Below are 26,598 nucleotides of genomic sequence, written 5' to 3' on the forward strand. Positions count from 1 at the left end.
GGGATGGACCGGAGCGTAAGGAGGCGGTGTTCGCCGGAGAAGGCACAGGGGACGCGCCGCACGAAAGCACTGTGTCAGTCGCGCGACCGGTACAGCGAAGGGCCCGGGCCCGGGGTGCGCATGGCGGAAGCGGCAGTAGCGAAGCCGCTGGATCGAGCGTCAGCACGGGTGGAAGCGACGGCTTCACCCCCGCCACGATCAGCTTCAGCTGGTCTACGTACAAACTGCTGGGCACCACGCGGACGCCGCTCACTTGCAGCGACATCGGCGCCGGGACCGTGGGATTCACGCTCAGTGGCGACTCGCTTGAACGCGCCGAGAACTGGTACAGCTCGAACGGCGAGTTCTGCGCCTCGGGTGACTACCCGACCTATCGCTGGGAGCACGGCCCTGGCGACTTCTATCTGACCATCACCCTGTACACCGGCTTGGCTTCGGACAACACTCGGAACGCGCTCATTTCGGGCGTGGTTGGCTTCACGGTGCCGGAGGGGGCGGCGCACGTCGACGTCCCGGAGGTCAAGCTCGCTCGCATCATGTTCCCGCTGAGCTGGTCAATCGAGAAAGCCGGCACCGCCGCGACCTGCGCCGACGTGGGCGCCACCGAGGTGGATTTCCTGCTGGCCGAGATCCGCGAGAACTTCGAGAGCACCATCTCGTGGAGCGAGCCCAGCGTCCGCGGCTTCGCCGAGCGGCAGCGCGAAGGGATGCGGGAGCGTTTGGTGCTAGCGGCTGCGACGTGCCGGCGGATGCCATCGCACCGGCTAGACTCCACGTTCCGGCTGGCGCGGAGACGGCTTGATCGCGTACCTGTATCACTTGGAGCAGCACAGCCGGACGAGGCCCGTGGGCGCGGAGGAGACATGACGGACGAATCCGCGGCAGGCGCGCCCGACAAGGCGGCGTTCTTCCGACCGGAGAACGAGCGGGAGGGCTCGCGCCGCGAGATCTCGAGCCCCACGGGGAAGTACAGGCTCGTGGTGTCGAGCTTCTCGACCGGACGTGGCACCTGGGACTATGCCCAGGGCGAGGTCTACAGGACCGCCTCTGCCGATCCCATCGCCGTCGTGCAGAGGAACTTCGACTGGTTCCCTTTCCTGTTCGTCGAGGCGCACCCGAACGGCCACGACTACCTGGTGTGCGGCGAGGACTACCAGGGCCAGACCGTGGTGGAGCTCGATACCGGGAGGCGCCGCGACCACCTGCCGGACGAGGCGAAGGACGGGATCGCCTTCTGCTGGGCGGACATGCGCTTCGAGCCGCTGGCCGCGATGCTCGTCGTCGAGGGGTGCGTCTGGGCGTTCCCGTACGAGATCCGCTTCTTCGACTTCTCGGACCCGATGTCGGGATGGCCCGAGATCGAGGCGCCCATGGTGAACGACCCGGAGGGGGCGGGCGCGTGACCCCCGTCTCTCCCTGCGCGCTCGCGCCTCCGGGGGTTCAACCTCGCTTCATTTCGGAAAGTCCGTCGACTCCGCGACGGCGCGCCACGCGGCGAGCTCCTGCGCCACGAACGCGTTCTTCGCCTCGATCGCAGCGACGGTGTCGCTGCCGAGCGGGAGGCGGAGCGGGGGATTCTTCGCGCGGGCGAGCTCGACGACCACGCGCGCGAGCCGCTCCGGGTCGCCAGGCTGCTGGAGGCTGACCGTCTTCGCGTAGCTCCGGACCTTGCCCGCGGTCTCCGCATAATCGGCGATGACCTTGCCCGTCTCGACGACGGACTTCGCCTCGAGGAACTCCGTCCGGAAGTAGCCCGGCTCGATGATCGTCACCGCGATGCCGAGCGGCGCGAGCTCGGTGTGCAGCGCCTCCGAGATGCCCTCGACGGCGAACTTCGTCGAGCAGTACACGCCGAACCCGGCGCCCGACCGGTAGCCGCCGAGCGACGAGATGTTCAAGATCTGGCCGGCGCGCTGCTTCCGGAGCTGCGGGAGCACGGCGCGCGTCACCGCGAGCAGGCCGAACACGTTCGTCTCGAAGACCCGCCGGACCTCGTCGCCCGAGGTCTCCTCGATCGCGCCCATGACGCCGTAACCGGCGTTGTTCACGAGGACGTCAATCCGGCCGAACCGAGCGATGGCCGCCTCGACGGCCGCGGCGACCGACGCCTCGTCCGTCACGTCGAGCGCGACGGGGAGGAGCGCCTCGGGCCGCCCGAAGCGGTCCGTGATGCTCTTCGGATCGCGCGCGGTGGCGACGACCCGATCGCCGGCGGCGAGCGCCGCCTTCGCGATCTCCGCGCCGATGCCGCGCGACGCGCCCGTGATGAACCACACCCGCTCGTGCTTGCTCGTTTCCATGGGGATCTCCTCTTCGTGGCCGGGGCGCTGCGCCCCTCACACGACGGAAGATGCAACATCCCGAGCATGAAGAGAATGCGCGAAGATGCTGATGCTTTATGAACATTTTGTTCATAATCCAGCATGACCGACGCGCTCGACGGGCTCACGACGTTCCTCGCCGTGGGCCGCCACAAGAGCTTCACCGCCGCGGCCGCCGCGCTCGGTGTCACCCCCACCGCCGTGAGCCAGAAGATCAAGCTCCTCGAGCGGCGGTGCGGCGTTGTGCTGTTCCAGCGGACAACGAGGCGCGTCGCGCTCACGGAGCCGGGCGAGAGCCTCTTTCAGCGACTGCGGCCCGCGATCGCCGACGTCGAGGACGCGCTCGCCGCGCTCGGCGACTACCGCGGGCGCCCCTCCGGGAACCTCCGCATCACCGCGCCGCGCGTGAGCGGCGCGTGGCTCGTCGCGCCGCTCGTGGCGCAGATGCGGGAGGTGTACCCGGAGCTGTCGATCGAGGTCTCGCTCGACGACGCCTTCGTCGACCTCGTGGCATCCGGCTTCGACGCGGGCATCCGGCTCGGCGACGCGGTGGAGAAGGACATGGTGCGGGTCCCGATCTCGAGCCACTCGTCGTGGTCGATCGTCGGCTCGCCGGCCTATCTTGCGAAAGAGGGGCGGCCGCGCGCGCCGGAGGACCTCGTTCGCCATCGGGCGATCCGCCAGCGCCTCCTCGCGAGCGGCGTCGTCTATCGCTGGGAGCTGGAACGCCGGGGCAAGACGATCACGGTCGACGTCCCCGGCGGCGTCGTCACCGACGATATCGGGCTCATGGTCGCGCTCGCGTGCGCGGGGGCGGGCCTCGCCTACGTGCCGGACCAGGCCATCGAGCGCGACCTCTCGGAGGGACGGCTGGAGCGCGTGCTCGAGGCGTTCATCACGAAGGGGCCTGGCTTCTGCCTCTATTTCCCCGCGCGCACGCAGGAGCAGCCGAAGCTCCGCGCGCTGATCGAGACGGTCACGAGCTTCCGCGGGCAGGAGGCCAGGCCGCTCAGTCGCACTCCCCGACGCTCCACATCCCGGGCGCCTCCACGTGGAGCGTGACGATCTCGTCCTCGTCGAACCCGAGCGCCTGCTGCACGCCCGTTGTGCGGTATCCAAGGAAGATCTGGTCGTCCCCGAGGTCGACGATCTGCTTGTGGGCGCGGCCGTGGATCTCGTGCTCCGCCACGGACGCGGTGATCGCGTTGCAGGCGAAGGGGACATAGCTGACGTGCGCGAGCATGATCGGCCCGGAGACGTTGAAATCCGTGACCGAGAGCCCGGTGAACTGCCCGTCCGCGTCGTCGCTGCTCGGGTCGGTGAACGGCGTGAAGGTCCGGCCCCCCTCCTCGTTGTAGAGGTTGGCGATGGAGCTCGGTGAGCTCGGGTTGCTCGCCATGACAGCGATCTTCCCGGCGCCCGCCTTCCTGGCCTCGTCGACGCGGTAGATGGCCACCCCGCCGGAGACGTCATCGAAGTCGAGCCAGCGCTGCAGGCCGCGGTCGTATCCCTCGTTCTGGCGGTTGTCGATCAGGAAGTACTGATCCGGATCCGAGGTCTCGACCTTGTAGATGGTCGGCGCGACGCCCTGCCCGAGGAACTCCGCGCCGGCCGTCCGGACGATGGCAATGTCCTGCGGCGGGGACCCGGGCTCGATCACCGTCGGCGCCAGGAATCCGGCCTTGATCCGGCTCCAGGCGCCCATCGCCACGGGCACCGAGCCCGCGGGCGAGCCGCTCGTGCTCCCCCAGCTCCCGCTCGCCATCACGCACCATGACCCGAGCGGGGTAGGGCCCTTGTAGAGATCCGGGAGGCCGACCGCCGAGTGCCCGAGCTCGTGGACGATGACACCCACCGTGGCCGGCATCGTGGTGGGCACGCCGCCGACCGAGTGGACCTGCCGTTCGCCGAGCGCGGCATAGCCGGTAAGGACCTTCCCGTCGAGGGTGATCGGGTCCTCGAAGCCCTTCGCATGGGCCCAGATGGAGGGCGTCTTGCTCGTGTTCGCGGTCTCGTAGCCGGCCACGATGAAGACCGTGTTGAGCTCGTCGCCGCGGACCTTGCCGTCTGCGTTGGTGTCGTAAGAGGCGAAGTTGACGAAGGGATCCGCCATCACCAGCGCCTCCTTCAGGTAGAGCTGGAGGAGGGAGAAATCCTTCTTGCTGTTGGGGTGCGCGAACGGGAGCTTGATCCGGACGATGCCGTCGTTGGCGGTGCCCTGGGTCTCCTTCGCGCGGGTGAAGGAGAAGTTCCCTCGCGACATGTCGGCGTAATAATGGTTCACCGAGCCAGGGAGGCTCCCGTACATCGTCTGCTTCCAGTACGCGAAGTCGGTGTTGAAGTTGCCGGTGAACGCGCCCGGCGCGGCGAGCCCGCCCCCCTGGGTGAACTCCAGCAGGATGGTCAGCAGGGGGCGCCGGATCCCGGAGATCACGGTCGGATTCGCCGCGAACGAGAGCGCGCCCCGGGAATGTGCGATCTCGGCCTCCCAGAGGGTATCGAGCGCCTCGTCGTCGATGCGCTGGAGCAGCGACGGATCCACGGGGCCGCCGTGCCCGCGGAGATCGCGGACCAACACCCCGGAGGGGACGAGCCTGAGGGCGCCGCGCGCGTCCGAGCCGAGCTCGGCGACCTCGTAGTCGCCCGAGAGGGCGTTGAGCACGACGGCGGTGCCGTCCGCCATCCGGAGGTAATCGAAGTGCTCGTCGCCGATCACCTCGGCGCGGAAGGTCGCGCCGGTCGCGTCGAGCTGGATCTCGCGCAGCCCGGGCTCGGCGCTCACCGCGGCCGCAGGGCGGCTCGTCGAGACGGCGCTCGCCAGCGCGGCGAGCGCGACGAGCCCGAGCCGCGCCGATCGGCGCGCGCCGGCGATCCCCTGGTGATCCACGTTGCCCGCGCCGCTGTTTCGAGACGTCATGTCCGCATCCTCCTCAATCCGCGTTTCGCCGCGTTCGAGGGGCGCATCGCAACCCGCGTGCCGCCCTCGGCCGGCGGCGCGGATCGCCGCGTTCTCAGGCCGATCCGCGCGCCCCGGGCGAGCGCTGCGCCCCGCGCCGACACGCCTGCGGGACATCTGTCATGCGCGCGCGACAGCGGCCGTCGCGCGCGCATGACAGATGTCCCGCAGGCGCGCGGGCGCGGTCCCGCGGCGCGCGGGCGCGGTCCCGCGGCGTGCCGGTTCCGGGTTGACGCGGCCTCCCTCAGGGGCACCATGGCGCTCATGGGCGACGATCCCGGGGCGACCTGCACGCTCACGAGCTTCGATCAGGGGCGCTCCCTCCGGCTCCCGGCGGTCTCGGTGACGGTCACCCTCCCGGACCGGCGCACGCTGACCGCGCCGCTCGAGTTCGGCGACGCCGCGGGCCGGAGCCTCACCATGCGCGCCCTCTTCGCCAAGCTGGAGCGCGCGGCCCCGACCGACGAGACCCTGCTCCTGCTCGGCGAGTCCGGCACCGGCAAGGAGGTGCTGGCGCGGGCGATCCACGCGCGGAGCCGCCGCAAGGACGGCCCGTTCGTCGTCGTCGACTGCGGCGCCATCGCGCCGAACCTGGTGGAGAGCGAGCTCTTCGGCCACGCCCGCGGCGCGTTCACGGGCGCCGCGGCGGCGCGGCCGGCTCCGAGAATCTTGAATTTGCGGAACGCGTTTGCTTGTCCTTCTATGGAACGTAGTGTCAAGCCAGATCCCTCCCGATCGCCGACCGTCCTCTTCAACGGAGGCGTCCGCTCCCAGTCGGCACGTGCGGCGTGGCTTGTCCGGGTTAGGCTGGCTTTTGCGACGGGGCTTGCCCGCGTTCAGCTGGCAAGCGCGGCGAGCCTTGAGCGCTTCCCGGTCGGTCACGCGTCCGCGATTGGCGTTGAAACCGCTAGCCAATACGGAGGATGACGGTAGCTCCCTTTCTGGGGTGTTTTCGCTGGCATCCTCGACGAGATCGAAGCCCTGTTGTTCTCGCGCACGGAGCGGGAACCATCCTTCTATCTGGGCCTCTTCTGACCATGGCTTCTTTCGGTACTCCGAGGGGGCATAGCCTATCCGAGGGACCTCAGGTCGACTGCGCCTGGGCCAGGACAAGCATGGATACTCACCCTCGAACCTTGCTCGTCTCCAGCTGCTGCGCCGGCGATTACGCCGCTGTTGGGGATCGGCAAATCCACACGTGAGACGAGTCTTTAGCCTTGCTTGCGATGCTTCGTCGGGTCGTACTTCTCCTTGCTCTTCCACATCGAAAGAGCGATCGCGGCGATCTTGCGGGCGATCGTCAGCTTCGCCAGGTTCGGCTTCGTGCCCGCATCGATCAGCCGCTCGGCGCCGCTCCCGAAGTATGTGGTCGACACCTTCGAGCACTACCTCGGCTGCGGAGACGTCGCGGGAGGTTTTCTCCGCTGTCATTGCGAGGGGTGTAGCCACGACGTGCTGGTGGCTTTCTCCTACAAAGCCAGACGTGTGTGTCCAAGTTGTGGGACCCGCCGGATGTGCAACGAGGCGGTGCAGCTCGTCGATCGCGTCTTCCCCAACGTACCGATCCGGCAGTGGGTCGTCTCCCTGTCATGGGAGCTTCGCCGCTTGGCGGCGACGAAGCGCGGCGTGCTGGGCGCGATGAATCGGATCTTCGCCGAAGAAATCGGGCGCCTGACGAGGCGGCTCGCGGGCGTCGCCGATGCGCAGACGGGGTCGGTCGGATGCCCTCAAATGTTCGGTGGCAGTCTCAATTTGCATCCGCATCTGCACACGCTCGCGGTGGACGGCGTATTCGAGAAGACGGACGGCGGCGGCGTGCGCTTCCACGAGGCGCCGGCTCCGTCAAAGGACGACGTGAGTGAGGTAGCCAAGCGCGTGCGCGAGCGAGCGGTGCGGTGGCTGCGCCGTCATGGATATGTCGACGAACGCGCAGCCGAAGAGCGGAGCAACGAGACCCCCGAGCCTTCCGCCGCCCTCGACGCGTGCACGCAGCTTGCGCTCGCGGGCGGCGCGTTCCTCGCGCGACCGTTGGCGCCCCGAGAGAAGTCCGACGCGGACCTCAATCACAAGGAGCGGCGCTTCTCGGCGACGTGCGACGGGTTCGACGTGCACTGCGCGGTGCGCCTCGCGGCCGATGACGACCAGGGTCGCGAACGGCTCGTGCGCTACTGCACGCGTCCGCCGTTCGCTCTCGACCGGATCGAGGTGCTGCCTGACAAACGCATCGCGTACCTTCTGAAAGTGCCGCGTAAGGGGCGCACCCATCCCGTCATGACGCCGATGGAATTCATGGCCAGGCTCGCCGCTTTGATTCCCCCGCCCCGGATCCCGCTTGTCCGCTACCACGGCGTGTTCGCGCCGCGTTCGTCATGGCGTGCGCGCGTGACGCCCAAGCCGCCGGCCCACGCGGCCAAGCCATGCGCCGCGGCGCTGGCCCACGCGGCCAAGCCATGCGCCGCGGCGCTGCCGGCTTCCACGCCTGCGCCGGCTTCCGCTGCCGCGTCGCTCGCGGTCGTGCCTGCGTCGCCCGCGGTCGCGCCTGCGCTCGCGGTCGCGGTCGCGGGTGGACCTATGGCGCCCGAGGTGGTCGTCGATCCAACCATGCTCTCCGTCGCCCACTGGGGCCGCCTGGAAAGCGGCGAGCTGTTCGCCCGGGCGAGGTACGTCGAGCGGTCGGTGCTCATGAAACGGACATGGGGCTTCGACGTTCTGCACTGCCCGCGCTGCGCGAAGAAGATGCGCGTGCTCTCGACCATTACGGATCCGGCCACGATCCGCCGGATCCTCGAGCATCTGGGCGTGCGCGCGGACCCGCTTCCCCGCGCACCAGCACGCGACCCCACCTGGGAACAGGTCGACCTCGGGTTCGACAACGCCGCAGCGTAGCTCGACGCGGCGCCGCCGGCCGGCATGGCGAGCCGCGACCAGGGCCCAGGGGCGGAGTTGCGCCCGGCGTATGGCGATTGCGGTTACGGACGCGCGCAGGCTGAGCAGGAGCGCGCAGGATGGCTCGGCCGGCACGCCCCACGAGGGAGCTTGACACGGGCGAAAGTTCTAGCGTTGACTATCCGCTCGCGCTTGCGCTGGAGGAAGGCGTCGCAACCTGGGACGCCGATGCGAGCCACGGCACCGGATAAGGCACGTTCGGAGGGGGTCGGATGCGCACGCGACGTCTCAGTCACGCGAGGCTTGACGTCTCGCCAGAGGGGCGCTCCCATGCGCGTGGGAGAGATCGGAGGAACAGATGCCACAGGATGTTGCACGAAAGGGTTATATCGACATCATCGAGTCGCAGCTGGCCGCGCAGCTGGGCTCAGTCGGTGTGGCGTACACGGAGAAGGTGACACTGTTCATCGCTCACAAGGATCGGGATGGCGCGGATCTGTCAAATGTCGTGTTCTGGATCCAGGAGGCCGAGCGGGCGCTCTCGTACGTCGGCGGGGGCGCCACCTCACTGCAAGCGCGCGGAGCCTGGCTTGGTGAGCGCGATACGCCGCTGTACGAAAACACCACGCTCGTATACTCCTATGCGCCACCTGCTGCTATCCTGGAGAACGTACCTCGACTGCGAGACTTCCTCCATCGTTACGGGCGCGAGGCCAACCAGGGGGAGGTCGCGCTGCTCTTGGAGAATACGGATGGCCAGTGGTTCTATCGCATCCGCGCACCCTACGATGTGGTTGCCGTCGAAATGTGAGCGGTACTCCGTACTCGGTACTTCGCAGTGAGGTACCACCACATAAAGGTTCACCGGAGGCTTACGGCATACGACTCCGAAGGCAAGACGTGGCCAGGCGAGGACTTACAATAGATCGCGTCGCAGCGGTTCCATCGCAAAACCTCTTCGAGCGATGCCGCGCAGAGTTCAATCGTGCCGAGCCCAGTTATGACGATCGCCGCTTCGTGAGCTGAGAGCGGCAGCCGGTCGAAGAACCGATCGAGCTCTTCATTGTGGTTCGGATCGAGTTCGGCGTGCTTGTACAGCGTGCGGAACGCCGCCTGGGGGTAGCCGCTCCGACGCCACGAATCATCGATCACCGACCGACGTGCAGGGTAGCCTTCAAGGGCCGCGATATGCCCGAGCAGACAGGCCGGATGATAGTGATGAATGAAATAGTACTGGGCGCCAACGAGTCGTGCGACCGTGTTCGACGGCAGCCTTCCTAAGATCTGTGACGCTGAACCCCAATCACTTCTAGGTCCTCCAAGAGCCATGCATCATGATGCGATTCCTCGACGATATGCTCCTGATAGAATCAAAGCGCAGGGCGTACTCTCGGAAGCAAACGAGCGAACACGGCCGCCTGGACCGCAGCACGACGCCGCCCGCCTGCATCGGAACCCTCGCAGGCGAGCACGGCCGCCTGGACCGCAGCACGGCGCCACCCACCTGCGTCGGACACCACGCAGCGCCGGTGCGCGCCGCCGGTCGCCCTGCGGTGGTCCGCACGTGCCTCCCGACGGGCCGTCGCGGCCCGCGGAGCGTCAGGGCCGGCAGGCGCCGCAGAGGCAGCGCCGGGTGCGGACGGCCGCGAGGAAGCGCTTGCGGGTGGCGGCGTCGAGCGCGTCGCCGTCCAGGCCATGGCCGTCGCCGACCAGATGCCGGCCGCCGCCGCTCTCTTGCCCGACCCAGTAGCGGCCGTCCCACGGCACGAGCACCACGTCCGGGTCGTCGACGTGGGTGAGCCGGACGCCGAAGTCCTCGGACACGACGTCGTCGCCGAAGCCGCGCACGATGCGCGACACCCAGTGTGCCCATGCGTCCGCTCGCGCGTGCTCCATCCCGGCGGAGTCGACGAACGTGTACTTGAGCAGGCGATCGGCGGCGGTCCAGCCGCGGCGGCGGTGGTCGGCGAGCCGCAGGTGCCAGGCGTCGTCATACACGAGCGGGCGGCCCTCGGCGCCGACCGTGAAGCCCGCTCGCCGCAGGACCTTTTCCCACATGCCGTTGAGTGTAGACGGCCGCAGCTTCCGGGGCGTCGTCCGGCCCTCCCGGAGCGGTTCGTAGCCGATGGTGACGACCCGGCCGCCCACGACTCAGCGGGCCTGGCCTTGCCGGACCTGCAGCGTGTGCTCGAACGAGACCGGCATCACCGCCGGCATCCGCACGTCCACCCGGTGGCCGAGCACGTTCACCAGCACCGACGTGGCGGTCGCGCTGATCACCTCGCCCGCCGGCTGGCCCGGCGCCGTCACCGTCGCCGCCGCGATCTGGGCGGAGGTGATGCCCGGCTCGACGGTCGCGGTGACCGAGAGCGGCGCGGGGCCGGCGAGGCTCGTCGACGTCAGGACTGCCGAGATCAGGAAAGCCAGGAACACGGGCACGTCCGGAGGATCGGGACCGGAGCGTACGCCGCGCCGGACTCGGACGCCAGGGGCTCAGATCCCGCCGTTCACCGCCAGCACCTTGCCGCTCATGTACCGGTTCTCCAGCGCCAGCCACCCGGTCAGCGGGCCGAGCGCCACGAGGTTCGCCCGCCCCTCCGGCGCCTCGAAGCGACACTGACCGCGAAGGGCTCTCGACGACGGCGCGCGCGGTGCTGGAGCGGATTCGCCGCTCGGCCGCGGGATAGCCGATGGAACCGCGGCACGCAGGCGCTCCGGCGAGCAGCCGGAAGGTGCGCGGCGTGAGCCGCAAAAACGCGCGCCTGGTTGACAGCTGCGCATAGGAAGGGACGCCTTCCGCCGCCCATGAGGTCCACTCTTGACACACGGGGCCTCATGGGCTCACCTAGGGCTCGATCCGCAGGCGGACCTCGCCGAATCAAGTGCCGTAGACAGTGAATTCGACGTCAAATTAGGCAGGTCGTCCGTCGCGAAGGATCGTGAATGAGCGTCCTGTGTTTAGGGAGCAAACGATGGGCGACACTCCGAGCGTTGCTGAGCTTACCACATTGCGGATCCATGGAATCGTTTCGCGAGCTGCTGCTGCATATATGCGGGTGCGCATGCAAATTGATTGGAAGAGTGCGATGCACTCGCTCGACGGTGCCTTGAAGCCTTTAAATGCACAATTAAAAGCCAAACAGATAACATTCGATCAATTTCGATCCGCGGTGACCAAGCTTATCGACCACTTCGAGCGGGTCGTCGAGGCGTCCCACCCTATCGGGGACAGGCGAAGCGAGGCCGAGGAGGTGGCGTTGTTCGGCAACGATGCGCCTCGATACATAATCCTGATGCTTGACGCACCCACGTCCGCAGACGCCGCGGAGGCCCTGATGCGCGCAGGACCATCCTCGATTCCCGTCCTTCTAGAGGTTCTCGCGATTGGAAACACGTACGCGCGTGCCGGCGCGCTGTGGGCTTTGGCAGACAAAACCATGTCTGATCCTCGGAGCGTCGGCCCTGCCCTAAACGCCATCGCGAAGGAGAAGCACCCCTACCTACGCACGTATGCGTCGGTGGTGCTCGGCCACTCACAGGATTCGTCGAAACGGAACGAAGTAAGGGCAGCGCTCACGGCAGCGGCGCTGCACGATTCGGATGCCGACGTCCGAGACGCCGCGTCTTGGGCTCTCGCGGGCCGTGCTTGGCGCACGGACGACCCAGACGACGTATCCGCCGCGTCGCGGGCTCTCTTGCCGCTCGCCCGGAGCGGGGATGCCGACGCGCAGAGCGTCATTCAAGAGCTGCTTAAGCAGCAAATGATTCTGGCTGCCATGCCATACGCGGTTGCGCGCCATGACGGATTTGTACCGGAGAATTTTACCGTAGAGGGGATTGCACGCGCGAGCATGGCCGTTGTGAAGGAGATTCTTAAGGCGACAGCTGTGGATCTCGCGGTCGATATCATCAAAGACGGATTGGAACGCTGGCGCGACAGCATGCGCGCGATGAATGAGCGCATAAACGCGGAGAACGCTGAATTTATGCGTAGCATGGAGGAGCGTGCCCGGATCGATCGGATAGTCCGCGAGCAGCGCGAGCACTTTGAGCGAGAGCTCAGCAGAACCGCAGATGGCCGCACCGATCTCGCGCGTCCGGCGATCGAGCGCGATCGAGACCACTACGCGTGATAGCGTTTCCAGTCTGACAGAGGACGTTCGCACGGGGCACCGGCAGTAGCCCATTGCTCTTGTTGCCGGACCTGAGAAACCGGCGAAATTTGAACAGCCCGGCGGAGGGCGGAGCTGCTGGGCGGGAGGACTACGACTTCTTCGCCTTGCCGGCGTCCTTGCTGGTGGACGCACGGCGTGACGAGCTCTGCTCCTCGGCATCGCGGAGCCGATAGCTCTGCCCCTCGATGGCGATGACGTCGGCGCGGTGGATCACGCGGTCGATCAGGGCGGTGGCGCAGGTGGCGTTGGGAAAGATCGAAGGCCAGTCGCAGAGCGGTCGGGTAGCCCCGGGTCGTCGCCTTCCCGGGGCCCCCACGGATCCGGACGTGCAGGTTTCCCGCATCCGGCTCTTCGAGACACGGCTTCGCTACACGATTCGGACGGCGGTCGGCTTCAGAAGCGGGTAGCGCTTCAGGAGCCGGTTCATTGCCGCCCAGGAGAGACCACGCTGGGAGCGGCGATGCAGCCACCGCCACCACACCCGCGTGGCCCAATGCAGAAGAGTCCAGAGCCTCGCCCGATTGCCAGGGCGGCCATAGTAGCCGTAGTGGCCTCGGAGCTTCAGGTTCAAGACGTGCTGCTGCCTCTCGAGTGGTTCATGGCGATGGGCCTTGCACCACTGCGAGATACCCCTCAATGCCCGTTGGAAGCGATCCGATGCCGTTCGTGTCTTCACTGCCCACTTGCCCGCGAGGCTCTTGCCCCAGTGGATGGTGAAGCCGAGGAAGTCGAAGGTGGCCGGCTTGTACGGCCCCTTGTCGGTGATCATCGCGTGCCGCGCCCGATCGGTGAAGACCGCGGCCCCATGATCGGCAGCGTTCACCGTTCACCGCCGGCACCCACGCCGATCTGGGCCGCGCTCGCCTCCGCGGCGTAGACGTAGCGCCGGCCGAAAAGTCGAAGGCCCGAGGGCTGCCACCCTCGGGCCTTCTGGAGCTCCGCGTTGCCGGAGTGCCCCACCTTCATCACAAGCCGGGCTCCAGGTCCAGAAAGCGGCGTCATGGATCCCGTTGCCTTCGCCCGCCTACCGCCTCGCCCACTGCGCCCGCTGCCGCGTCCAGCTTCGGTTCTGCCGTCGCTGCGATCGCGGCCAGCGCCTCTGCTCCAACTGCCGCCCGCTCCGGCGTCGTGAGTCGCTCCGCCGCGCCGGCGCCGCCTACCAGAGCCGGCTTCGCGCTCGCCGCCTCCATGCCGCTCGCCAGGCCCGGTACCGCGACCGGCAGCGGGACAAGTTCTCCGCGCAGAAAGTGACGCATCACGTGGTGACGGAAGCCGCGGCCGCGTCGATGTCCCAGGTCGCGCCGGAGATCACCCCCGGCCGAAAGGACAACGATGACGATCGGATCCGAGATGTCGGCCGCTGCTCGCTCTGCGGAGCGCGGCTTCCGCCCTGGGCCATGCGCGAGCGGCGCGCTCGGTCAGCTGTTCACCGACGCGCTCCCCGCGTCCCACGAGGCCCTCCGCGGTGATGGGAGGCGGCGGTGATCGCCAAAGACAAGGAGGCGGACATCCTGCGCCTCTACCACGGCGAGAAGTGGCCTATTGGCACCATCGCCGCCCAGCTCGGGCTGCATCACACCACCGTGCAGCGCGTGCTCGGGCAAGCGGGCGTCGACCCGAAGGTCGTCGCGCCCCGCCCGTCGATGGTCGACCCGTTCGTGCCCTTCATCGTCGAGCAGCTCGGCAAGTATCCCTCGCTGCGCTCGAGTCGCCTCTTCGGCATGCTCAAGGAGCGGGGCTATCCGGGCGGTCCCGATCATCTGCGCCGGGTGATCGGCCGTCTCCGCCCCAAGAAGCCGGCGGAGGCCTTCCAGCGGCTCCGTACGCTGCCCGGCGAGCAAGCGCAGGTCGACTGGGCGCACTTCGGCAAGCTGGCTGTCGGCCGGGCGCTGCGCCCGCTCTGGGCCTTCGTCATGGTACTCAGCTACTCGCGGCGGATCTTCCTGCGCTTCTTCCCGAGCGCGGCGATGCCCTTCTTCGTTCGCGGGCATGTCGAGGCGTTCGCCGAGTTCGACGGCGTCCCGCGCGTGCTGCTCTACGACAACCTCAAGAGCGCTGTCGTGGAGCGTCACGGCGACGCGATCCGGTTCCACCCCATGCTGTTGGAGCTCTCGGGGCATTACCGCTTCGAGCCGCGCCCTGTCGCCGTCGCCCGCGGCAACGAGAAGGGCCGCGTCGAGCGCGCCATCCGCTACGTCCGCGAGGCGTTCTTCGAGGCCCGGACCTACGCCGACCTCGACGACCTCAACCGACAAGCGACCGAGTGGACCAGCTCCGCAGCGCTCGATCGCTCCTGGGTCGAGGACCGCGCCCGCACCGTGCGCCAGGCCTTCGACGACGAGCGCAGCGTGCTGCTCGGGCCCCCCGACACGCCGTTTCCAGCTCACGAGCGCGTCGAGGTCGAGGTCGGAAAGACCCCCTACGCGCGCTTCGATCTCAACGACTACTCGGTTCCCCACGACCGGACGAGCCGCACGCTCGTCGTCCTCGCCGACCTCGAGCAAGTGCGCATCGCCGACGGCAACGAGATCCTCGCGACCCATGTCCGCTCGTGGGACCGCGGCCAGCAGATCGAGCAGCCCGTGCACATCCAGCGCCTGGTCGACGAGAAGCGCCGCGCCCGCGAGCATCGCGGCCTCGATCGCCTCGCCCGCGCCGCCCGCAGCAGCCAGGCATTCCTGCGCATCCTCGCCGAGCGCGGAGACAACGTCGGCAGCGCCATCGCCCGGCTTCTACACCTGCTCGACGCCGTCGGCGCCGCCGAGCTCGAAGAGGCGCTCGTCGAGGTGCTCGAGCGCGACACCATCCACGTCGGCGCCGTGCGCCAGGTGATCGACCGTCGCCGCTCCGAGCGCCACCTGCCGCCTCCGGTCTCGATCCCCGTTACGCGCGGCCAGTACGCCGCCCTCGTCGTCACGCCGCATTCGCTCGCCACCTACGACGCCCTGAAGAAGGACCCGACGCCATGACCGATCTAACGCCCGCCGAGACGAAGGCCCGCCTGAAGGGCCTCGGCCTGTTTGGTCTGCTCGCGTGCTGGGAGGAGCTCGCCGACAAGCCCTGGCTTCGCGAGGTGCTCGCCATCGAGGAGCGCGAGCGCCACAAGCGCAGCCTCGAACGCCGCATCAAAAACTCCCGCGTAGCCGCCTTCAAGCCCATGGCCGACTTCGACTGGTCCTGGCCCAAAAAAATCGACCGCGAGGCCGTCGACGACCTCTTCGCTCCCGGCTTCATCACCACCGGCCACAACGCCGTGCTCGTCGGCCCCAACGGCGTCGGCAAGACCATGATCCTGAAGAACGTCGCTCACCAGGCCGTCGTCCGCGGTCACACGGTGCGCTTTTCGACCGCGAGCGACATGCTCGCCGACCTCGCCGCGCAGGAGTCCTCGGCCGCGCTCGCGCGCCGGCTGCATCGCTACACGGTTCCCGCCCTTCTTTGCATCGATGAAGTAGGCTATCTCTCCTACGACGGCCGCTACGCCGACCTGCTGTTCGAGGTCGTCACTCGTCGCTACGACACGCAGAAGCCGATCCTGCTCAGCACGAACAAGGCATTCTCCGACTGGGGCCAGGTCTTCCCGCACGCCGCCTGCGTCGTCACGCTCGTCGACCGGCTCGTGCACCGGGCCGAGGTGATCGAGATCGAGGCCGAGAGCTACCGGCTCAAGGAAGCCAAGGAGCTGAGCGCCATTCGCACCAAGCAGCGCCGCGCCAAGAAGCACTGAGCCACCTCTTCACCGGTGAACTTCACCGCCGCCGGATGCGGGTTTCACCGGCACCGGGCGCGGATTTCACCGGTGAACTTCACCGAATCCCTGCGGATTGCCGCGATCATCAACACCCCTCGTCAGCGTCGCGTCGGCGCGTCATCCGGTCCGGCCGCTCGAACGGCAGAATCCGGGTCTTGTCCGGGTGCAGCGTCAGACCGTACTTGCGGAATCGCTTCGGTAGCACAGCCATCACGCGGCGCGCGTCCTCCTCGTACTCGAACAACATCACAGCGTCATCGGCATAGCGCACCAGATGGGCTCGGCCGCGCATGCGCGGTCGCACCTCTCTGGCAAACCACACGTCCAACACCTCGTGCAGAAGGACATTTGCAAGAATCGGGGAGACGACCCCGCCTTGCGGACTACCCGCGTCCGGGTACTTCAGACTTCCGTCCTCGAGCACTCCCGCATTCAACCACTTACCTATCAGGCGCAGAATCGCTCCATCGCGTATCCGGCGACGCAGCACTTCGCCCAGACGCTCGTGATCGATCGAGTCAAAATACTTCCGTATGTCGATCTCGATGACCCAACCGCCAGCCATCCTCATCGCCTCTCGGTGCAGCTCGTCCAGCGCTTGTTGCGCCGACCGGCCGGGACGAAAGCCGTACGAGCAGTCCAGAAACTCCTCCTCGTAGACGGCTTCAAGCACCATGGCAACTGCGCGTTGCAGTACCTTATCCTCGAAAGTTGGAATACCGATCGGCCTCGATTCCGAGCCCGACCCTTTCGGGATATGGACTCTGCGCACCGGCGGCGCACGGTACGTGCCGGACTTCGCGCGTTCGAGAAGCGACCGGAGGTTGTCCTCCAGGTGCGCCGCATAGTCGTCCGCACTCTGTCCGTCCACGCCCACCGCGCCATCTTTGCGCGTCCTTCGGTGTGCCTCACGTAGCCATCCCAGGTCGATGTGATGAGCAAGCGTCGTGAGCGGCTGTTCGCGGAGTTGCCGCGCCAGCCCTGCTATCCGTTTGAGTCGCGTTGAGATGGGTACCAAGCCCGATGTCTCTTCCATCTTTCCCTCTTACGGTTCCGTGTCCCGGCGCGCCCTTCGCTCCACGGGGTCCCACGGCTCGGTTCCCCCGATTCATCGCTACTATGGCGCGCTCCGACGTCCCACCGCCCCGCTTCTGCTTCGCTCGCGCTCGCCTTCACGGTTCCGTCTCACGACGGAGCCAGTGGGACCTCCCAAGTTCCTCGGCGACCCTCGCCACGCATGCCCCGGCTCTTCGACTCCGGTGGAATCTCAGGAGCAGGCCTCCGGGAACATGTCCCTACGCATCGCTCCCTCGATGTTGCCTTCCGGGCTTACGGTCCCGTCGGCTTCCACGACTTCTTTCTTTCGGAGCCCGATTCCGCAGCCCGCGTGCTCGCTGTCTACGCTTCGTGGTCCGGGTTGCCCTCGGTCACCACGCAAGACTCGCTTCCGACTGGCGGCCCTACCTTGGTCGGGCAGGAATTCAACCCGCTGGGTCGCTACATCAGGTTTCAGTTGGTGTGGACTTCACATGGCATCCTCCTGATCGAAGCTGTGCTTGGCGCACCGTAGGTAAAAGAAGCCGGATCGCAGCGCGAAGAAGTGTAGCGCAGCAAACCGAAAGGGTGGGGCCGCGAGCGTCGTGATGGCTCGGTCCTGGGTCGAAAGAGCGTGGTCCGGGCGGCGCCGAGCGCGCTACGGGGGCGCATCGGCGTGCCGTGGGCACACGTGTCCGTCCGGGCGTTGGTCTGGCCCGGGACGCGCGACGCGAGACGCTATACGGCGTCACCGAGCGCCTTGCGGCGCAGAACGAAGCCGCCTTCGTCGGCAACTTCCTTCGCCCGCGCAGACCGTTTAGGCTGCCGTAGCTGGCCGCGCGTAGGCGGCGATGCCCAGCCGACCCTCTTCCCATGCCGGCGGGGAGGGGGCATTGGACGAGCCACGTGGCAGGTCCTCGGGTGTCGACGGCTTCCGCAAACCACGACGGGAATACTGCCGCGGATTTTTTGGTACCCGCCCGGGTGCCCCGCTTGAGGTCTGCCCGCAGCTCCCGCTGCTTCAGCAATTTCCCCGTATTTAAGAGCAAGGCGCATGCCGGTACCGGACCGGGCCTCGCTGCCCTCCCGTGCCGTTCTGCAGCGCCCCGCCCGGCTTCGTTCAACCCGACGTTTGCGGGACTGCGCCGCGATCTCGCCGCCGCTGCTGCTCAGGCGCAGTCCCGCAAACGCCTATTCGTTACGTTTGCGGGACTGCGCCGCGACCTCGCCGCCGCTGCTGCTCAGGCGCAGTCCCGCAAACGCCTATTCGTTACGTTTGCGGGACTGCGCCGCGATCTCGCCGCCGCTGCTGCTCAGGCGCAGTCCCGCAAACGCCTATTCGTTGGGCCCGGGTTGGGTCCATGCCACCCGAGGGTGGTGCGATCCGTCGTCACGCCCCCCCGAAATCCCGCCGAAAGTAACGGATCGCGACGGTTCGACACCGCACCGGAATCCTGGCGGGACTGTTCGGTGGTGGCGAACCGTCGCGATCCGTCGGATCCCCGGGGATTTGGGGAGAGCGTAACGACGGATCGCACCCCCTCGGACGGCATGGGCCCAACCCGGGCCCAGCGGTCAAGCCCTGGGTCCGGGGAGATCGCCCTGGCCGACCAGTCGCGTCGCGCCGCCGTGGTCGCCTCGCTCGCCAGCACCCTGAGCTGCGCCGTCGCCCTCGGGGATGAGGTGGCGGCCCGGGTCGTTCACGGGGCGATCGGCCGGCTGCTCGGGCTGCCGGTGGCACCGGAGTCATGAGCAAGCTTGGACCGAACGCCGAGCCCGCCGCTCGCGTCGACTCGCTGCCGAAGCCCTGCCGCCCGCCAGTGCCCGCGGGCTCTGCTGAGATCGCCCGCGCGCGATGGTTGCGTGCCGGTAAGCATTCACCGTCGGACTGGCTAATCCAAAGCATCACAACGGAACATGTTTGCTTGCTTGCATGAGTTCGCGTGCCACGTCGCAGGGCCATGGGGCCACCCGGTTGCAGGGTCATGGGGCCAGGGGCGCCAAGCTCCTGGATCAGCAGGGCTCGTACACCTGACTCCGGTGCATTTGCCAGCGGTGACCGTACAGAGACCGGTTTCACCGGCCCCGCACCTTGATCTTTCGCTTCGCACCCGACGTCAGACTCACCGTCTCGACCGCCTTCTCGGATCCGGCCCCGACCTCACGCGCCAAAAACAAGCCGTGTCCTGCGCCGTCGTCATTAGCTACGCACGCCACCACGGGCGCGAGGGAGAGGGCACGATCACCGTGAAGGATGTAGGTCCATCCCTCTTCAAGCCTATCGCGCAGCGTCACCTCACGGATGGGGAAGTGCGCCGGGCTACCATGGAGCTGGCGCACTTGATAGCGGACCGTGCCGGCCGTGGGATCCGCATCGACCAGGCCCGCGAGGGCAACGAGCTGCGTGCAGCGGAGACCCTCGACGTCTCGTTCGAGCTGTGTCCACAGCTCCTTGAGTTGCTGCTCGGTAGCGGCGACCGCCTCCTCGGTCGCGGTCACCGAGTGCGAGAACATGTTGCGATCGGGGATGACCTCGGTCTCGATCGCGTGGGCGAGGGCCGAACGCTTGCCGTCGGCCGTCACCAGCGCGCGCACGCTCGTGACGACGGGGTCGTTCGCATCGGGAGGCAGCTCGGCGGCGAAGGCGCAGGCCAGTTCGAACCAACCACCCATCGAGAGGGGCTTGCCGGCGAATCGGCCGATCGCCTTGCGCGCCTTCTCCGGCACGGTCCCGCCGGATCGCTGACGCAGGAGGGCAAGACCGATTGCGGCCAAAAACGTGAGCGCCTTCTCGAAGCCGTCCCGGCGCGTCTTCACGCGCAGCACGGCATTGGCTTGTGACCTCACGAGACCGTCGACAATCGCGAGAGGGGCGGGGAGGGCGGCCGTCTCACGCACAACGGGCGCCGTTTCCTCGGAGACTGTCGTCGGCGCTTCGGAGGCGCCTTCCGTGACGTTGATCTTGAGGCGCTCCGCCTGTTCGAGAACGAGCTGCGTCGCGCGCTCGGTCCCGTCGGGCGGGTAGCCGCGCTTCTTCAGCACCTTCTTCACGGCCAGGCGGAGCTTCGCCTGCACCGACTTCTTCTGGTTCCAGTCGATGGTGGCGGTGCGGTGCACGACCTCGGTCAGCTCGCGCGCGATCGCAGCCAGGCCGGCGTCCTTCAGCACCTCGACGGCGCTGTCGTTGTCGGCCAGCGCGTCGAAGAATGCGCTCTCCTCGCGGGAGAGGTTCCGCGCCCTGCTCGCGACGTCCCCCTCGCGAATGATGCGGGCGATCTCGAGGAGCTCATCGATCACCTCGACGGTCGTGATTGTCCGCGCCCGGTAACGCCGGAGGGCGTCTTCGAGCATTTCGGAGAACTTCCGGCCCTGAACCACGTTGGTCTGCTGCCGCGTGCGCACCTCGTCCAGGAGCAGGCGCCGCAGCAACTCGGCCGCGAGGTTCTTGTGCTGCATGCCGCGGATGTCGGCGAGAAACTCCGGCGACAGGATCGAGATATCGGGCTTGGGCAGGCCGGCGACGGCGAAGACGTCGACGACCTCGGTAGGGACCACCGCGTTGGCGACGATCTGGCGAACGGCGTGGCTCAGATCGGCGCCCGAGGTGCTCCGCCCGGTCTCCAGCTTCAGGAGACCAGCGCGAACGGCCTGGTGGAAGGCGACCTCGTCGCGGACCTCGTCGCAGCGCTCGTGAGGGACCGCGGCGGCGAAGGCGGTGGTGAGCTTACCCGCGGCCTGGAGGTAGCGGTCGTGGCCGTCGGGCGGCGCGTTCTTGGACTGCCCCTCGGCTCCCCTCTGCGCGAGGACGTGCTCGCGGGCCATTGGCAGGAGCGCCAGGCGCTTCGCGGGCGGAGCGGCGAGGAAGCCGGGGATGTCGAAGCCATGGAGCACGTCGCGGCAGATCTCGAGCTGCTCCAGCATCAGGGCGACGACCTCGTCCTGCTGGTTCGAGGGCGCGCCCTTGCCGCCGCTCGCCGTGTAGGTGGCGAGCGCCTTCTTGAGGAACGGTGCGATGCCCAGGTAGTCGACCACCAGGCCAGCCGGCTTGTCCCCGAAGACGCGGTTCACGCGAGCGATCGCCTGCATGAGGTTGTGACCCTGCATAGGCTTGTCGACGTAGAGCGTGTGCAGGCAGGGCGCGTCGAAGCCGGTCAGCCACATGTCACGGACGATGACGATCTTCAGCGGATCCTTCGGATCCTTGAACCGCTCGGCCAGGCGCTCTCGGGCGGCCTTGCTGCGCACGTGGGGCCTGAGGAGCGGGACGTCGGAGGCCGAACCGGTGATGATGACCTTGATAGCGCCGGAGTCGTCGTCGGCTCCGCGCCAGGTCGGACGGAGGGCGACGATGTGATCGTGCAGCTCGGCGGCGATGCGCCGGCTCATGCACACAACCATGGCCTTGCCGTCCATGGCCGCAAGGCGCTTCTCGAAGTGCTCGATCACGTCGCGGGCCACGAGGCGGAGCCGCTTCTCGGTGCCGACCAAGGCCTCGAGCCTGCTCCAGTCGCTCTTGAGGGCCTCCTTGCGCCCTTCTTCCTCGCCCTCCGTGACCTCGTCGAACTCGGTGTCGATGTGCGGCTTCTCCACCTCGTCGAGATCGAGGCGGGCCAAGCGGCTCTCGTAGAAAATGGGGACGGTGGCCTTGTCGTCGACGGCGCGCTGGATGTCATAGCGGCTGATGGTGTCGCCGAAGACCTGTACCGTGCTCCGATCGTCGAGCTCGATGGGCGTGCCCGTGAACCCGATGAACGATGCGTCGGGGAGCGCGTCGCGCAGGTGCTTGGCGAGCCCGTAGACCGTGGCGCCGGTCTTCTGGTGGATGCGCGCCTCGAAGCCGTACTGGCTGCGATGCGCCTCATCGGCGATGACCACGATGTTGCGCCTGGTGGAGAGCGTCGGCGTCTTTTCCCCCTCTTCGGGGAGGAACTTCTGGATGGTGGTGAAGTAGACGCCGCCCGACGCGGTGCGGAGGAGCTTGTGCAGGTGCTTGCGATCGGCCGCCTGCACAGGCGTCTGTCGGATCAGCGCTTCGGACTTGGCGAACGTGCCGAAGAGCTGGTCGTCGAGGTCGTTGCGGTCGGTGAGCACGACGATCGTCGGGTTCTCCATCCGCGGGTCGAGCACCAGCTTGCCGGCGTAGAACACCATGCTCAGGCTCTTGCCCGATCCCTGCGTGTGCCAGACGACGCCGATGCGCTTGTCGCCCCCGGAGCCGACCGCGCGCACCGTCTCCTCCACGGCGCGGCGCACCGCGTGGAACTGGTGATAGCCGGCGACCTTCTTCTGCACCTCTCCGCGATCGTGCTCGAAGGTGGTGAAGCTGCGCACGAGGTCGAGGAAGCGCGCTTTGTCGAAGACGCCACGCACCAGGACATCGAGCGGCTGCGCGCCCTTGGGCTCATCCTTCTCGCCGGTGATGGTGCGCCAGAAGGCGAAGCGCGAGGCGTCGGCGGTGAGCGATCCGATCTTGGCGTGAACGTCATCCGAGATCACCAGGACGGCATTGGTGGCAAACAGCGATGGGATGTCGGCTTTGTACGTATCGAGCTGGCGGATCGCCTTGCCGATGTCGGCGTTGGGGTCCGCCGGGTTCTTCAGCTCGAAGACGGCGAGGGGGAGGCCGTTGACCCAGACGACGACATCGGGGCGGCGGAGCTGGCCGCGGCCGTTGATCCGGTCGACGATGGGTACCTGGTTCGAGACCACCCAGTCGTTGGCTTCGGGGTCGTCGAAGTCGATGAGGCGGACCAAGGTCCCGCGAACGCCGCCGGTCTTTTGAGCGACGTCGATCTCCACGCCGCGGGTGATCAGGCGGTGCAGGGCCTCGTTCTGAAGTGGCAAGGTGGGGGCATCACGGCGCAGGACGCGCCGGAGGACCTCGGCGACGGCGTCCTCGGATAGCTCGGGATTGATGCGGCGGACGGCCGCGGCGAGGCGGCCCTGGAGGATGGTGTCTTCGAGGCTGGATCGTTCGTCGTGGGCCGATTCCGGGTCGAGATTGTCGGCTGGGAGGACCTCGTAGCCGAGGTCCGCGAACCACTCCAGGGTGGCGAGCTCGAGGTCGGATTCCCGCACTGCATTCATGAATTGGTTTCCTTCGCCGATTCGAAGAGCGCTTTGATCGCGTCCAGATCGGCCACAAGCTCTGCAGAGTCGTCCTCGAACTCCTCCGCGACCCCGAACGCCTCGAACGTAAAGATGCTGTGACCGCGCTCGACCCGCCGCTTCTTCATGAACGCGAGCTCGGACCGGTGCCCCCTCGCGTCACGCCAGACGATGATGGGGGAGAGCGGGAAGAGTTCCTCGCCCGATTTGAGGAACACGTCGTTGGACGAACGTTGGATGAGCGCGGCCGCTATCTGTGGCGACATGACCCTCGTCTCAACGGTTCGGGTGGATGCATGGCCAAAAAACGTCTCGAAGACCCCCTCCGCCCGCCTGGGCCCCGGTCTGTCGAAACGGACGATCTCGACCCGTTCGAGCGCGCTAACCTCCCGAAGCACGCTGTAAACTTCAGGTTCCAGCTCCGCGATGAGCGCGGACGATTGCCGGTCACTCAGCGTACCGAGGTGCGCGAAGTCTTCGTTTCTGTGCGCATTCAGTCGAATCATCCGTTCCACAGCCGTGCGCGACACGGTCGAGCGAAGCAACGGCAGATCCGCGCTCGACTCGTATGCCACGCAGACAACCTCAAGACGATCTCGCACGTTGCGCGAGTCAAGATATCGCCTGAAGTCCCGGGTCTTGGTAGCTGTCACGGCGATCTTGCTCTCGCGCGCTCGAACCTCGGCGAGGGTCAATGCGTAGACGAATTCAATGATAGATTCCCAGGTATCTTTGAGAAACTGGAGGCGCTCGTTCTCGGTGCGCGCGCTATTGAGGTAGCGGTAGAGGCAGTGCGCGATCGGGTGAGGGAAGCGCTCTGTGGCGGTCTCGAGGAGCTCGTCGAGCTGTTCCTGACGCCATTCCAGGAGCGCCTCCCTGTAGTAGTCCTCGTCCGAGGCGAGGATGTTGCTGCGCAGGAACTCTCTGCCCGCGATCACAACTGGCCCATCGGCGTTGATATACTCATCAAAGCCGTCGTCTCGGACGAGGGGCGCGCGCTCCTCCGCCAGCATACGCGGACCTACAGCTTCGCAGCGTGCTCGGCCTCGGGGACGCGGAGCTCGCCAGAGAGGAGTTTGGGGAGGAGGGTGTCGCGGAGCGCGCCGAGAGTCTCATTTTCCCTTACCAGAGCCCTCGCGGCTATGCGCCACTGATCGGCGCTGAGCGCAAACGCCCCCTGGACGGCCGCAGGGGGAATCAAGACCGGATCCATGTGGAGGTGATTCCGGTTGATGCCGGGAACAGCTACCTTATCGCTGTACTTCTCGAAATCGACACGCTCCAACGTGTGAAAGACGAAGCTCGGCTCGTTGCCCTTCAGATCCGAGGAATAGAGCGTAGTATTGAGCGGCCAATAGTCTTCGCTCATGAAGAACACCCGTCCAAGGGTACCGTATCGCCCAGTTACGATACCTGGCGCCTTCGCTTGAGCCACGCTATGCGTACCACTCACGCCCCCAGAAGAAACAATCGGGACAGTGCCCGGTTTCCTTGCCGAAGACGGCAGATCATGCCCCCTTCGCAGCTCGACGAGGGCGTCGAGCCTGTCGACCCGCCATCCACGAGGGATTGTGCCAATCTGCGAGTCAGTGAACCCGTCCGGAAACAGCTTCGCTGTCTCGGCATCCATCCCGACCGGCGGCCGGCCTTCAATCTTTGCGCGCACTGGATCGAATTTGACGAACCACGACTGAACGTGGATTTCGCGCCTACGAAACCGATCCGAGGCGTGAGAAATCCGCCGTCGTAAACGGAAGTCCTTGAAAGAAAGGCTCGGCGTGGCGACCCGTCCGGGTTGCTATGACCAAACGAAGGCACACGCCGAGCACCTCCAAGGTGCGTCGACGCGAGCTCGGGTTCAAGAGGAAAGGCGACGGACGGCACCAAGAGCGAATCCGGCGGCCAGACCCTCGCAGCATTCACGTCGAGCCCACGGAGAAGAACCTGACGGGCGTCGCAGGGCTCGCCCCGTTCGGCGCCTTCATCCGCGAGCTCGGCATCGACGCGGCCCTGAGCCGCTGGTTCTCCCGGCTGAAGACCGGCCGCACGGTCATCTACCCGATGGCTGCGCAGATGCGCCTGCTGATGGACAGCGCGCTCGCCGGCGAGGAGCGCGTCTTCGGCATCGAGGCGCTCGCCGTCGATCCGCTCTTCGTGCGTCTCGCCGGCGGCGTCGTCCCGAGCATCGACACCGTCTACCGGGACCTGTGCCGGTTCGATGAGGAGGCGCTCGAAGCGCTGCACAGCATGGTCGTCGACCACGGGCTCGCCCTCGTTGCTCGCCGAAAGCACCGTTTCGTGCACATCGACGTCGACACGACCGTGGAGCCGCTCTTCGGGATGCAAGAGGGGGCACTTCCGGGCCCGAACCCACGCTACCGTGGCCGGCCGAGCTATCATCCGATCCTGGCGCGCATCGCCGAGGTCGAGGCCATTGTCGGGGCCAAGCTGCGACCGGGCGACACGAGCTTCGGCGAAGCCGATGTGCCCTTCGTCGAGGAGTGCATCGACCGGGCGCGCGCCGCAGCGCCGAGCGCGGCCATCTACGTGCGGATCGACGGCGCGGGGGATTGCAGCGCCTTGATGCACGCCGTCGCCACGAAGGAATGCTTTTTCCTGACCAAGGCGCGGATGAGCCCTGATCTGGTCGGCAGGGTCGCGTACGCCACCGGATGGCGTACCATCGACCGGGATGCCGACGGTCGTCCTCGACGGCAGGTGACCGAGGTCCCCTTCCGGCGCAGCGGTTGGCCGAATGGAGTCCGCGTGATCGCCGTACGCACACGCGATCGGGAGAACGGCAAGCAGATCTACCTCTGGGAGGGCCTCGACTACACGGTGCAGGTCTTCTTGACCAACGAGCCGGTCGAAGCGCCGGAAGACGTCGCGGCGCGGTATGACCTGCGCGCGGGCATCGAGCCACTCATCGGCGATCTCAAGCACGGATGGGGATGCGGTCGCGTGCCGAGCCATAGCTTCAACGCCAATCATGCCGCGCTGCTGCTGAAGTTGCTGACCGCCAACCTGATGCGCCGGTATGTCCTCGACCATGTTCCGCACCTCGCGACCTGGCGAACGCCGTGGTTGCGGCGCGCGCTGATCCTCGTCCCTGGAAGGTTGGCCCGCTCGAGTCGGTGCACGAAGCTGCACGTGCCGGAGCGCTCGCAGCTCGCTCGCCGGCTCAATTGAGCCCAGAACCAGCCGAAATCATGGTGGGGGGTAAGGGGGGCGTGTGCCTTTGCGCCGCGCTGAGCGCACCCGATTGTAATCGACGTCGCATTCGTCGGCGGAACGCCACTCGCGCGTCGCCGTCGGCCCACTCGTGCCCCGTAGGCGCGAAATCCACGCTGAAAGATCGCTCGGGCC

Annotated in this window: 21 protein-coding genes and 3 pseudogenes; 11 read left to right on the forward strand and 13 right to left on the reverse strand. The window is 67.2% G+C overall.

Features of this window, described 5'->3' with window-relative positions; translation table 11 throughout:
* The first annotated feature begins 278 nt into the window (after nt 1-278).
* Entirely contained in the window at nt 279-1,403 is a 1,125-nt protein-coding gene (locus WMF46_RS17280) for a hypothetical protein (RefSeq protein ID WP_437986609.1), read from the forward strand.
* A gap of 48 nt (nt 1,404-1,451) precedes the next feature.
* Here the strand turns inward: WMF46_RS17280 and WMF46_RS17285 are convergent, their stop codons facing one another.
* A complete protein-coding gene (locus WMF46_RS17285) occupies nt 1,452-2,300 on the reverse strand; it encodes an oxidoreductase (protein WP_437986610.1) in 849 nt (282 codons plus the stop codon).
* A 123-nt stretch (nt 2,301-2,423) separates the two neighbouring features.
* Between WMF46_RS17285 and WMF46_RS17290 the strand changes: the two genes are divergently transcribed.
* Nucleotides 2,424-3,383, forward strand: a complete 960-nt coding sequence (locus tag WMF46_RS17290) for a LysR substrate-binding domain-containing protein (protein ID WP_437986611.1) — start codon at nt 2,424-2,426, stop codon at nt 3,381-3,383.
* On the opposite strand, the gene WMF46_RS17295 is transcribed toward WMF46_RS17290, so the two are convergent.
* The gene (locus WMF46_RS17295) at nt 3,331-5,238 is read right to left on the reverse strand and encodes a M6 family metalloprotease domain-containing protein (protein WP_437986612.1); all 1,908 of its coding nucleotides are present in this window, start codon (nt 5,236-5,238) and stop codon (nt 3,331-3,333) included. The genes WMF46_RS17290 and WMF46_RS17295 overlap by 53 nt on opposite strands.
* A gap of 192 nt (nt 5,239-5,430) precedes the next feature.
* Between WMF46_RS17295 and WMF46_RS17300 the strand changes: the two are divergent.
* Nucleotides 5,431-5,931: pseudogene (locus WMF46_RS17300) on the forward strand (sigma 54-interacting transcriptional regulator); the annotation flags it as partial.
* A 557-nt stretch (nt 5,932-6,488) separates the two neighbouring features.
* Here WMF46_RS17300 and WMF46_RS17305 read toward each other — a convergent pair.
* The gene (locus WMF46_RS17305) at nt 6,489-6,653 is read right to left on the reverse strand and encodes a hypothetical protein (protein WP_437988045.1); all 165 of its coding nucleotides are present in this window, start codon (nt 6,651-6,653) and stop codon (nt 6,489-6,491) included.
* Here WMF46_RS17305 and WMF46_RS17310 point away from each other — a divergent pair.
* The 3 genes and pseudogenes from WMF46_RS17310 to WMF46_RS17320 all read left to right on the forward strand — a co-directional run.
* Nucleotides 6,643-6,804 (forward strand): annotated as a pseudogene (locus WMF46_RS17310) (transposase zinc-binding domain-containing protein); the annotation flags it as partial. The gene WMF46_RS17305 and the pseudogene WMF46_RS17310 overlap by 11 nt on opposite strands.
* The gene (locus WMF46_RS17315) at nt 6,805-8,163 is read left to right on the forward strand and encodes a transposase (protein WP_437987902.1); all 1,359 of its coding nucleotides are present in this window, start codon (nt 6,805-6,807) and stop codon (nt 8,161-8,163) included.
* Nucleotides 8,164-8,521: 358 nt separating this feature from the next.
* Nucleotides 8,522-8,974, forward strand: coding sequence for a hypothetical protein (locus WMF46_RS17320; RefSeq protein ID WP_437986613.1), 453 nt, complete (start codon nt 8,522-8,524; stop codon nt 8,972-8,974).
* 50 nt (nt 8,975-9,024) lie between these two features.
* Here WMF46_RS17320 and WMF46_RS17325 read toward each other — a convergent pair whose 3' ends face one another.
* The 3 genes from WMF46_RS17325 to WMF46_RS17335 form a co-directional block, all read right to left on the reverse strand.
* A complete protein-coding gene (locus tag WMF46_RS17325) occupies nt 9,025-9,492 on the reverse strand; it encodes a hypothetical protein (RefSeq protein ID WP_437986614.1) in 468 nt (155 codons plus the stop codon).
* Nucleotides 9,493-9,762: 270 nt separating this feature from the next.
* On the reverse strand, nt 9,763-10,221 hold the full coding sequence (locus WMF46_RS17330; RefSeq protein WP_437986615.1) for a hypothetical protein: 459 nt from the start codon (nt 10,219-10,221) through the stop codon (nt 9,763-9,765).
* A gap of 93 nt (nt 10,222-10,314) precedes the next feature.
* Nucleotides 10,315-10,602 carry a hypothetical protein gene (locus tag WMF46_RS17335; protein WP_437986616.1) on the reverse strand — a complete coding sequence of 96 codons (288 nt, stop codon included), beginning with the start codon at nt 10,600-10,602 and terminating at the stop codon, nt 10,315-10,317.
* 623 nt (nt 10,603-11,225) lie between these two features.
* Here WMF46_RS17335 and WMF46_RS17340 point away from each other — a divergent pair.
* Entirely contained in the window at nt 11,226-12,296 is a 1,071-nt protein-coding gene (locus WMF46_RS17340; RefSeq protein WP_437986617.1) for a HEAT repeat domain-containing protein, read from the forward strand.
* A 130-nt stretch (nt 12,297-12,426) separates the two neighbouring features.
* Here WMF46_RS17340 and WMF46_RS17345 read toward each other — a convergent pair whose 3' ends face one another.
* From WMF46_RS17345 to WMF46_RS17355, 3 genes are read right to left on the reverse strand one after another with little or no spacing between them, the layout of a single operon-like run.
* Nucleotides 12,427-12,681, reverse strand: a complete 255-nt coding sequence (locus WMF46_RS17345) for an ATP-binding protein (protein WP_437986618.1) — start codon at nt 12,679-12,681, stop codon at nt 12,427-12,429.
* 24 nt (nt 12,682-12,705) lie between these two features.
* On the reverse strand, nt 12,706-13,161 hold the full coding sequence (locus tag WMF46_RS17350; protein WP_437986619.1) for a group II intron maturase-specific domain-containing protein: 456 nt from the start codon (nt 13,159-13,161) through the stop codon (nt 12,706-12,708).
* Nucleotides 13,158-13,340, reverse strand: coding sequence for a hypothetical protein (locus tag WMF46_RS17355; RefSeq protein WP_437982263.1), 183 nt, complete (start codon nt 13,338-13,340; stop codon nt 13,158-13,160). Before WMF46_RS17355 ends, WMF46_RS17350 begins: the two co-directional genes overlap by 4 nt.
* A 479-nt stretch (nt 13,341-13,819) precedes the next feature.
* Here WMF46_RS17355 and istA point away from each other — a divergent pair, with 479 nt between their 5' ends.
* A complete protein-coding gene (istA, locus tag WMF46_RS17360; RefSeq protein ID WP_437982262.1) occupies nt 13,820-15,307 on the forward strand; it encodes an IS21 family transposase in 1,488 nt (495 codons plus the stop codon).
* Nucleotides 15,304-16,065 (forward strand): ATP-binding protein, encoded by a 762-nt coding sequence (locus WMF46_RS17365; protein ID WP_437982261.1) that lies wholly within the window; start codon nt 15,304-15,306, stop codon nt 16,063-16,065. The genes istA and WMF46_RS17365 overlap by 4 nt, the downstream gene beginning before the upstream one ends.
* Before the next feature lie 109 nt (nt 16,066-16,174).
* Here WMF46_RS17365 and WMF46_RS17370 read toward each other — a convergent pair whose 3' ends face one another.
* Nucleotides 16,175-17,125, reverse strand: coding sequence for a reverse transcriptase domain-containing protein (locus WMF46_RS17370; RefSeq protein WP_437986620.1), 951 nt, complete (start codon nt 17,123-17,125; stop codon nt 16,175-16,177).
* Nucleotides 17,126-18,675: 1,550 nt separating this feature from the next.
* On the opposite strand from WMF46_RS17370, the gene WMF46_RS17375 reads away from it, so the two are divergent.
* Nucleotides 18,676-18,876 carry a hypothetical protein gene (locus tag WMF46_RS17375; RefSeq protein ID WP_437986621.1) on the forward strand — a complete coding sequence of 67 codons (201 nt, stop codon included), beginning with the start codon at nt 18,676-18,678 and terminating at the stop codon, nt 18,874-18,876.
* Nucleotides 18,877-20,073: 1,197 nt separating this feature from the next.
* Here WMF46_RS17375 and WMF46_RS17380 read toward each other — a convergent pair.
* The 3 genes and pseudogenes from WMF46_RS17380 to WMF46_RS17390 all read right to left on the reverse strand — a co-directional run.
* Nucleotides 20,074-23,211 (reverse strand): annotated as a pseudogene (locus WMF46_RS17380) (type I restriction endonuclease subunit R); the annotation flags it as partial.
* The gene (locus WMF46_RS17385; RefSeq protein WP_437986622.1) at nt 23,208-24,245 is read right to left on the reverse strand and encodes a hypothetical protein; all 1,038 of its coding nucleotides are present in this window, start codon (nt 24,243-24,245) and stop codon (nt 23,208-23,210) included. The pseudogene WMF46_RS17380 and the gene WMF46_RS17385, both read right to left, overlap by 4 nt.
* Before the next feature lie 8 nt (nt 24,246-24,253).
* Nucleotides 24,254-24,601, reverse strand: a complete 348-nt coding sequence (locus WMF46_RS17390; RefSeq protein WP_437986623.1) for a hypothetical protein — start codon at nt 24,599-24,601, stop codon at nt 24,254-24,256.
* 431 nt (nt 24,602-25,032) lie between these two features.
* On the opposite strand from WMF46_RS17390, the gene WMF46_RS17395 reads away from it, so the two are divergent.
* Nucleotides 25,033-26,421 carry an IS1380 family transposase gene (locus WMF46_RS17395; protein WP_437980858.1) on the forward strand — a complete coding sequence of 463 codons (1,389 nt, stop codon included), beginning with the start codon at nt 25,033-25,035 and terminating at the stop codon, nt 26,419-26,421.
* Nucleotides 26,422-26,598: the final 177 nt, after the last annotated feature.

It is taken from the genome of Sorangium sp. So ce117 (genome assembly GCF_051524395.1).
GTDB lineage: Bacteria > Myxococcota_A > Polyangia > Polyangiales > Polyangiaceae > Sorangium > Sorangium cellulosum_B.

Excerpts from the sequence above, each read along its gene's own strand:
- WMF46_RS17345 (WP_437986618.1), bottom strand. The coding sequence starts at position 12,681 with ATGCGGGAAACCTGCACGTCCGGATCCGTGGGGGCCCCGGGAAGGCGA.
- WMF46_RS17295 (WP_437986612.1), bottom strand. The coding sequence starts at position 5,238 with ATGACGTCTCGAAACAGCGGCGCGGGCAACGTGGATCACCAGGGGATC.
- WMF46_RS17320 (WP_437986613.1), top strand. The coding sequence starts at position 8,522 with ATGCCACAGGATGTTGCACGAAAGGGTTATATCGACATCATCGAGTCG.
- WMF46_RS17340 (WP_437986617.1), top strand. The coding sequence starts at position 11,226 with ATGCAAATTGATTGGAAGAGTGCGATGCACTCGCTCGACGGTGCCTTG.
- WMF46_RS17355 (WP_437982263.1), bottom strand. The coding sequence starts at position 13,340 with ATGACGCCGCTTTCTGGACCTGGAGCCCGGCTTGTGATGAAGGTGGGG.
- WMF46_RS17365 (WP_437982261.1), top strand. The coding sequence starts at position 15,304 with ATGACCGATCTAACGCCCGCCGAGACGAAGGCCCGCCTGAAGGGCCTC.
- WMF46_RS17375 (WP_437986621.1), top strand. The coding sequence starts at position 18,676 with ATGGGCCCAACCCGGGCCCAGCGGTCAAGCCCTGGGTCCGGGGAGATC.
- WMF46_RS17395 (WP_437980858.1), top strand. The coding sequence starts at position 25,033 with ATGACCAAACGAAGGCACACGCCGAGCACCTCCAAGGTGCGTCGACGC.
- WMF46_RS17325 (WP_437986614.1), bottom strand. The coding sequence starts at position 9,492 with ATGGCTCTTGGAGGACCTAGAAGTGATTGGGGTTCAGCGTCACAGATC.
- WMF46_RS17390 (WP_437986623.1), bottom strand. The coding sequence starts at position 24,601 with ATGAGCGAAGACTATTGGCCGCTCAATACTACGCTCTATTCCTCGGAT.
- WMF46_RS17330 (WP_437986615.1), bottom strand. The coding sequence starts at position 10,221 with ATGTGGGAAAAGGTCCTGCGGCGAGCGGGCTTCACGGTCGGCGCCGAG.
- WMF46_RS17290 (WP_437986611.1), top strand. The coding sequence starts at position 2,424 with ATGACCGACGCGCTCGACGGGCTCACGACGTTCCTCGCCGTGGGCCGC.
- WMF46_RS17370 (WP_437986620.1), bottom strand. The coding sequence starts at position 17,125 with ATGGAAGAGACATCGGGCTTGGTACCCATCTCAACGCGACTCAAACGG.
- WMF46_RS17285 (WP_437986610.1), bottom strand. The coding sequence starts at position 2,300 with ATGGAAACGAGCAAGCACGAGCGGGTGTGGTTCATCACGGGCGCGTCG.
- WMF46_RS17385 (WP_437986622.1), bottom strand. The coding sequence starts at position 24,245 with ATGCTGGCGGAGGAGCGCGCGCCCCTCGTCCGAGACGACGGCTTTGAT.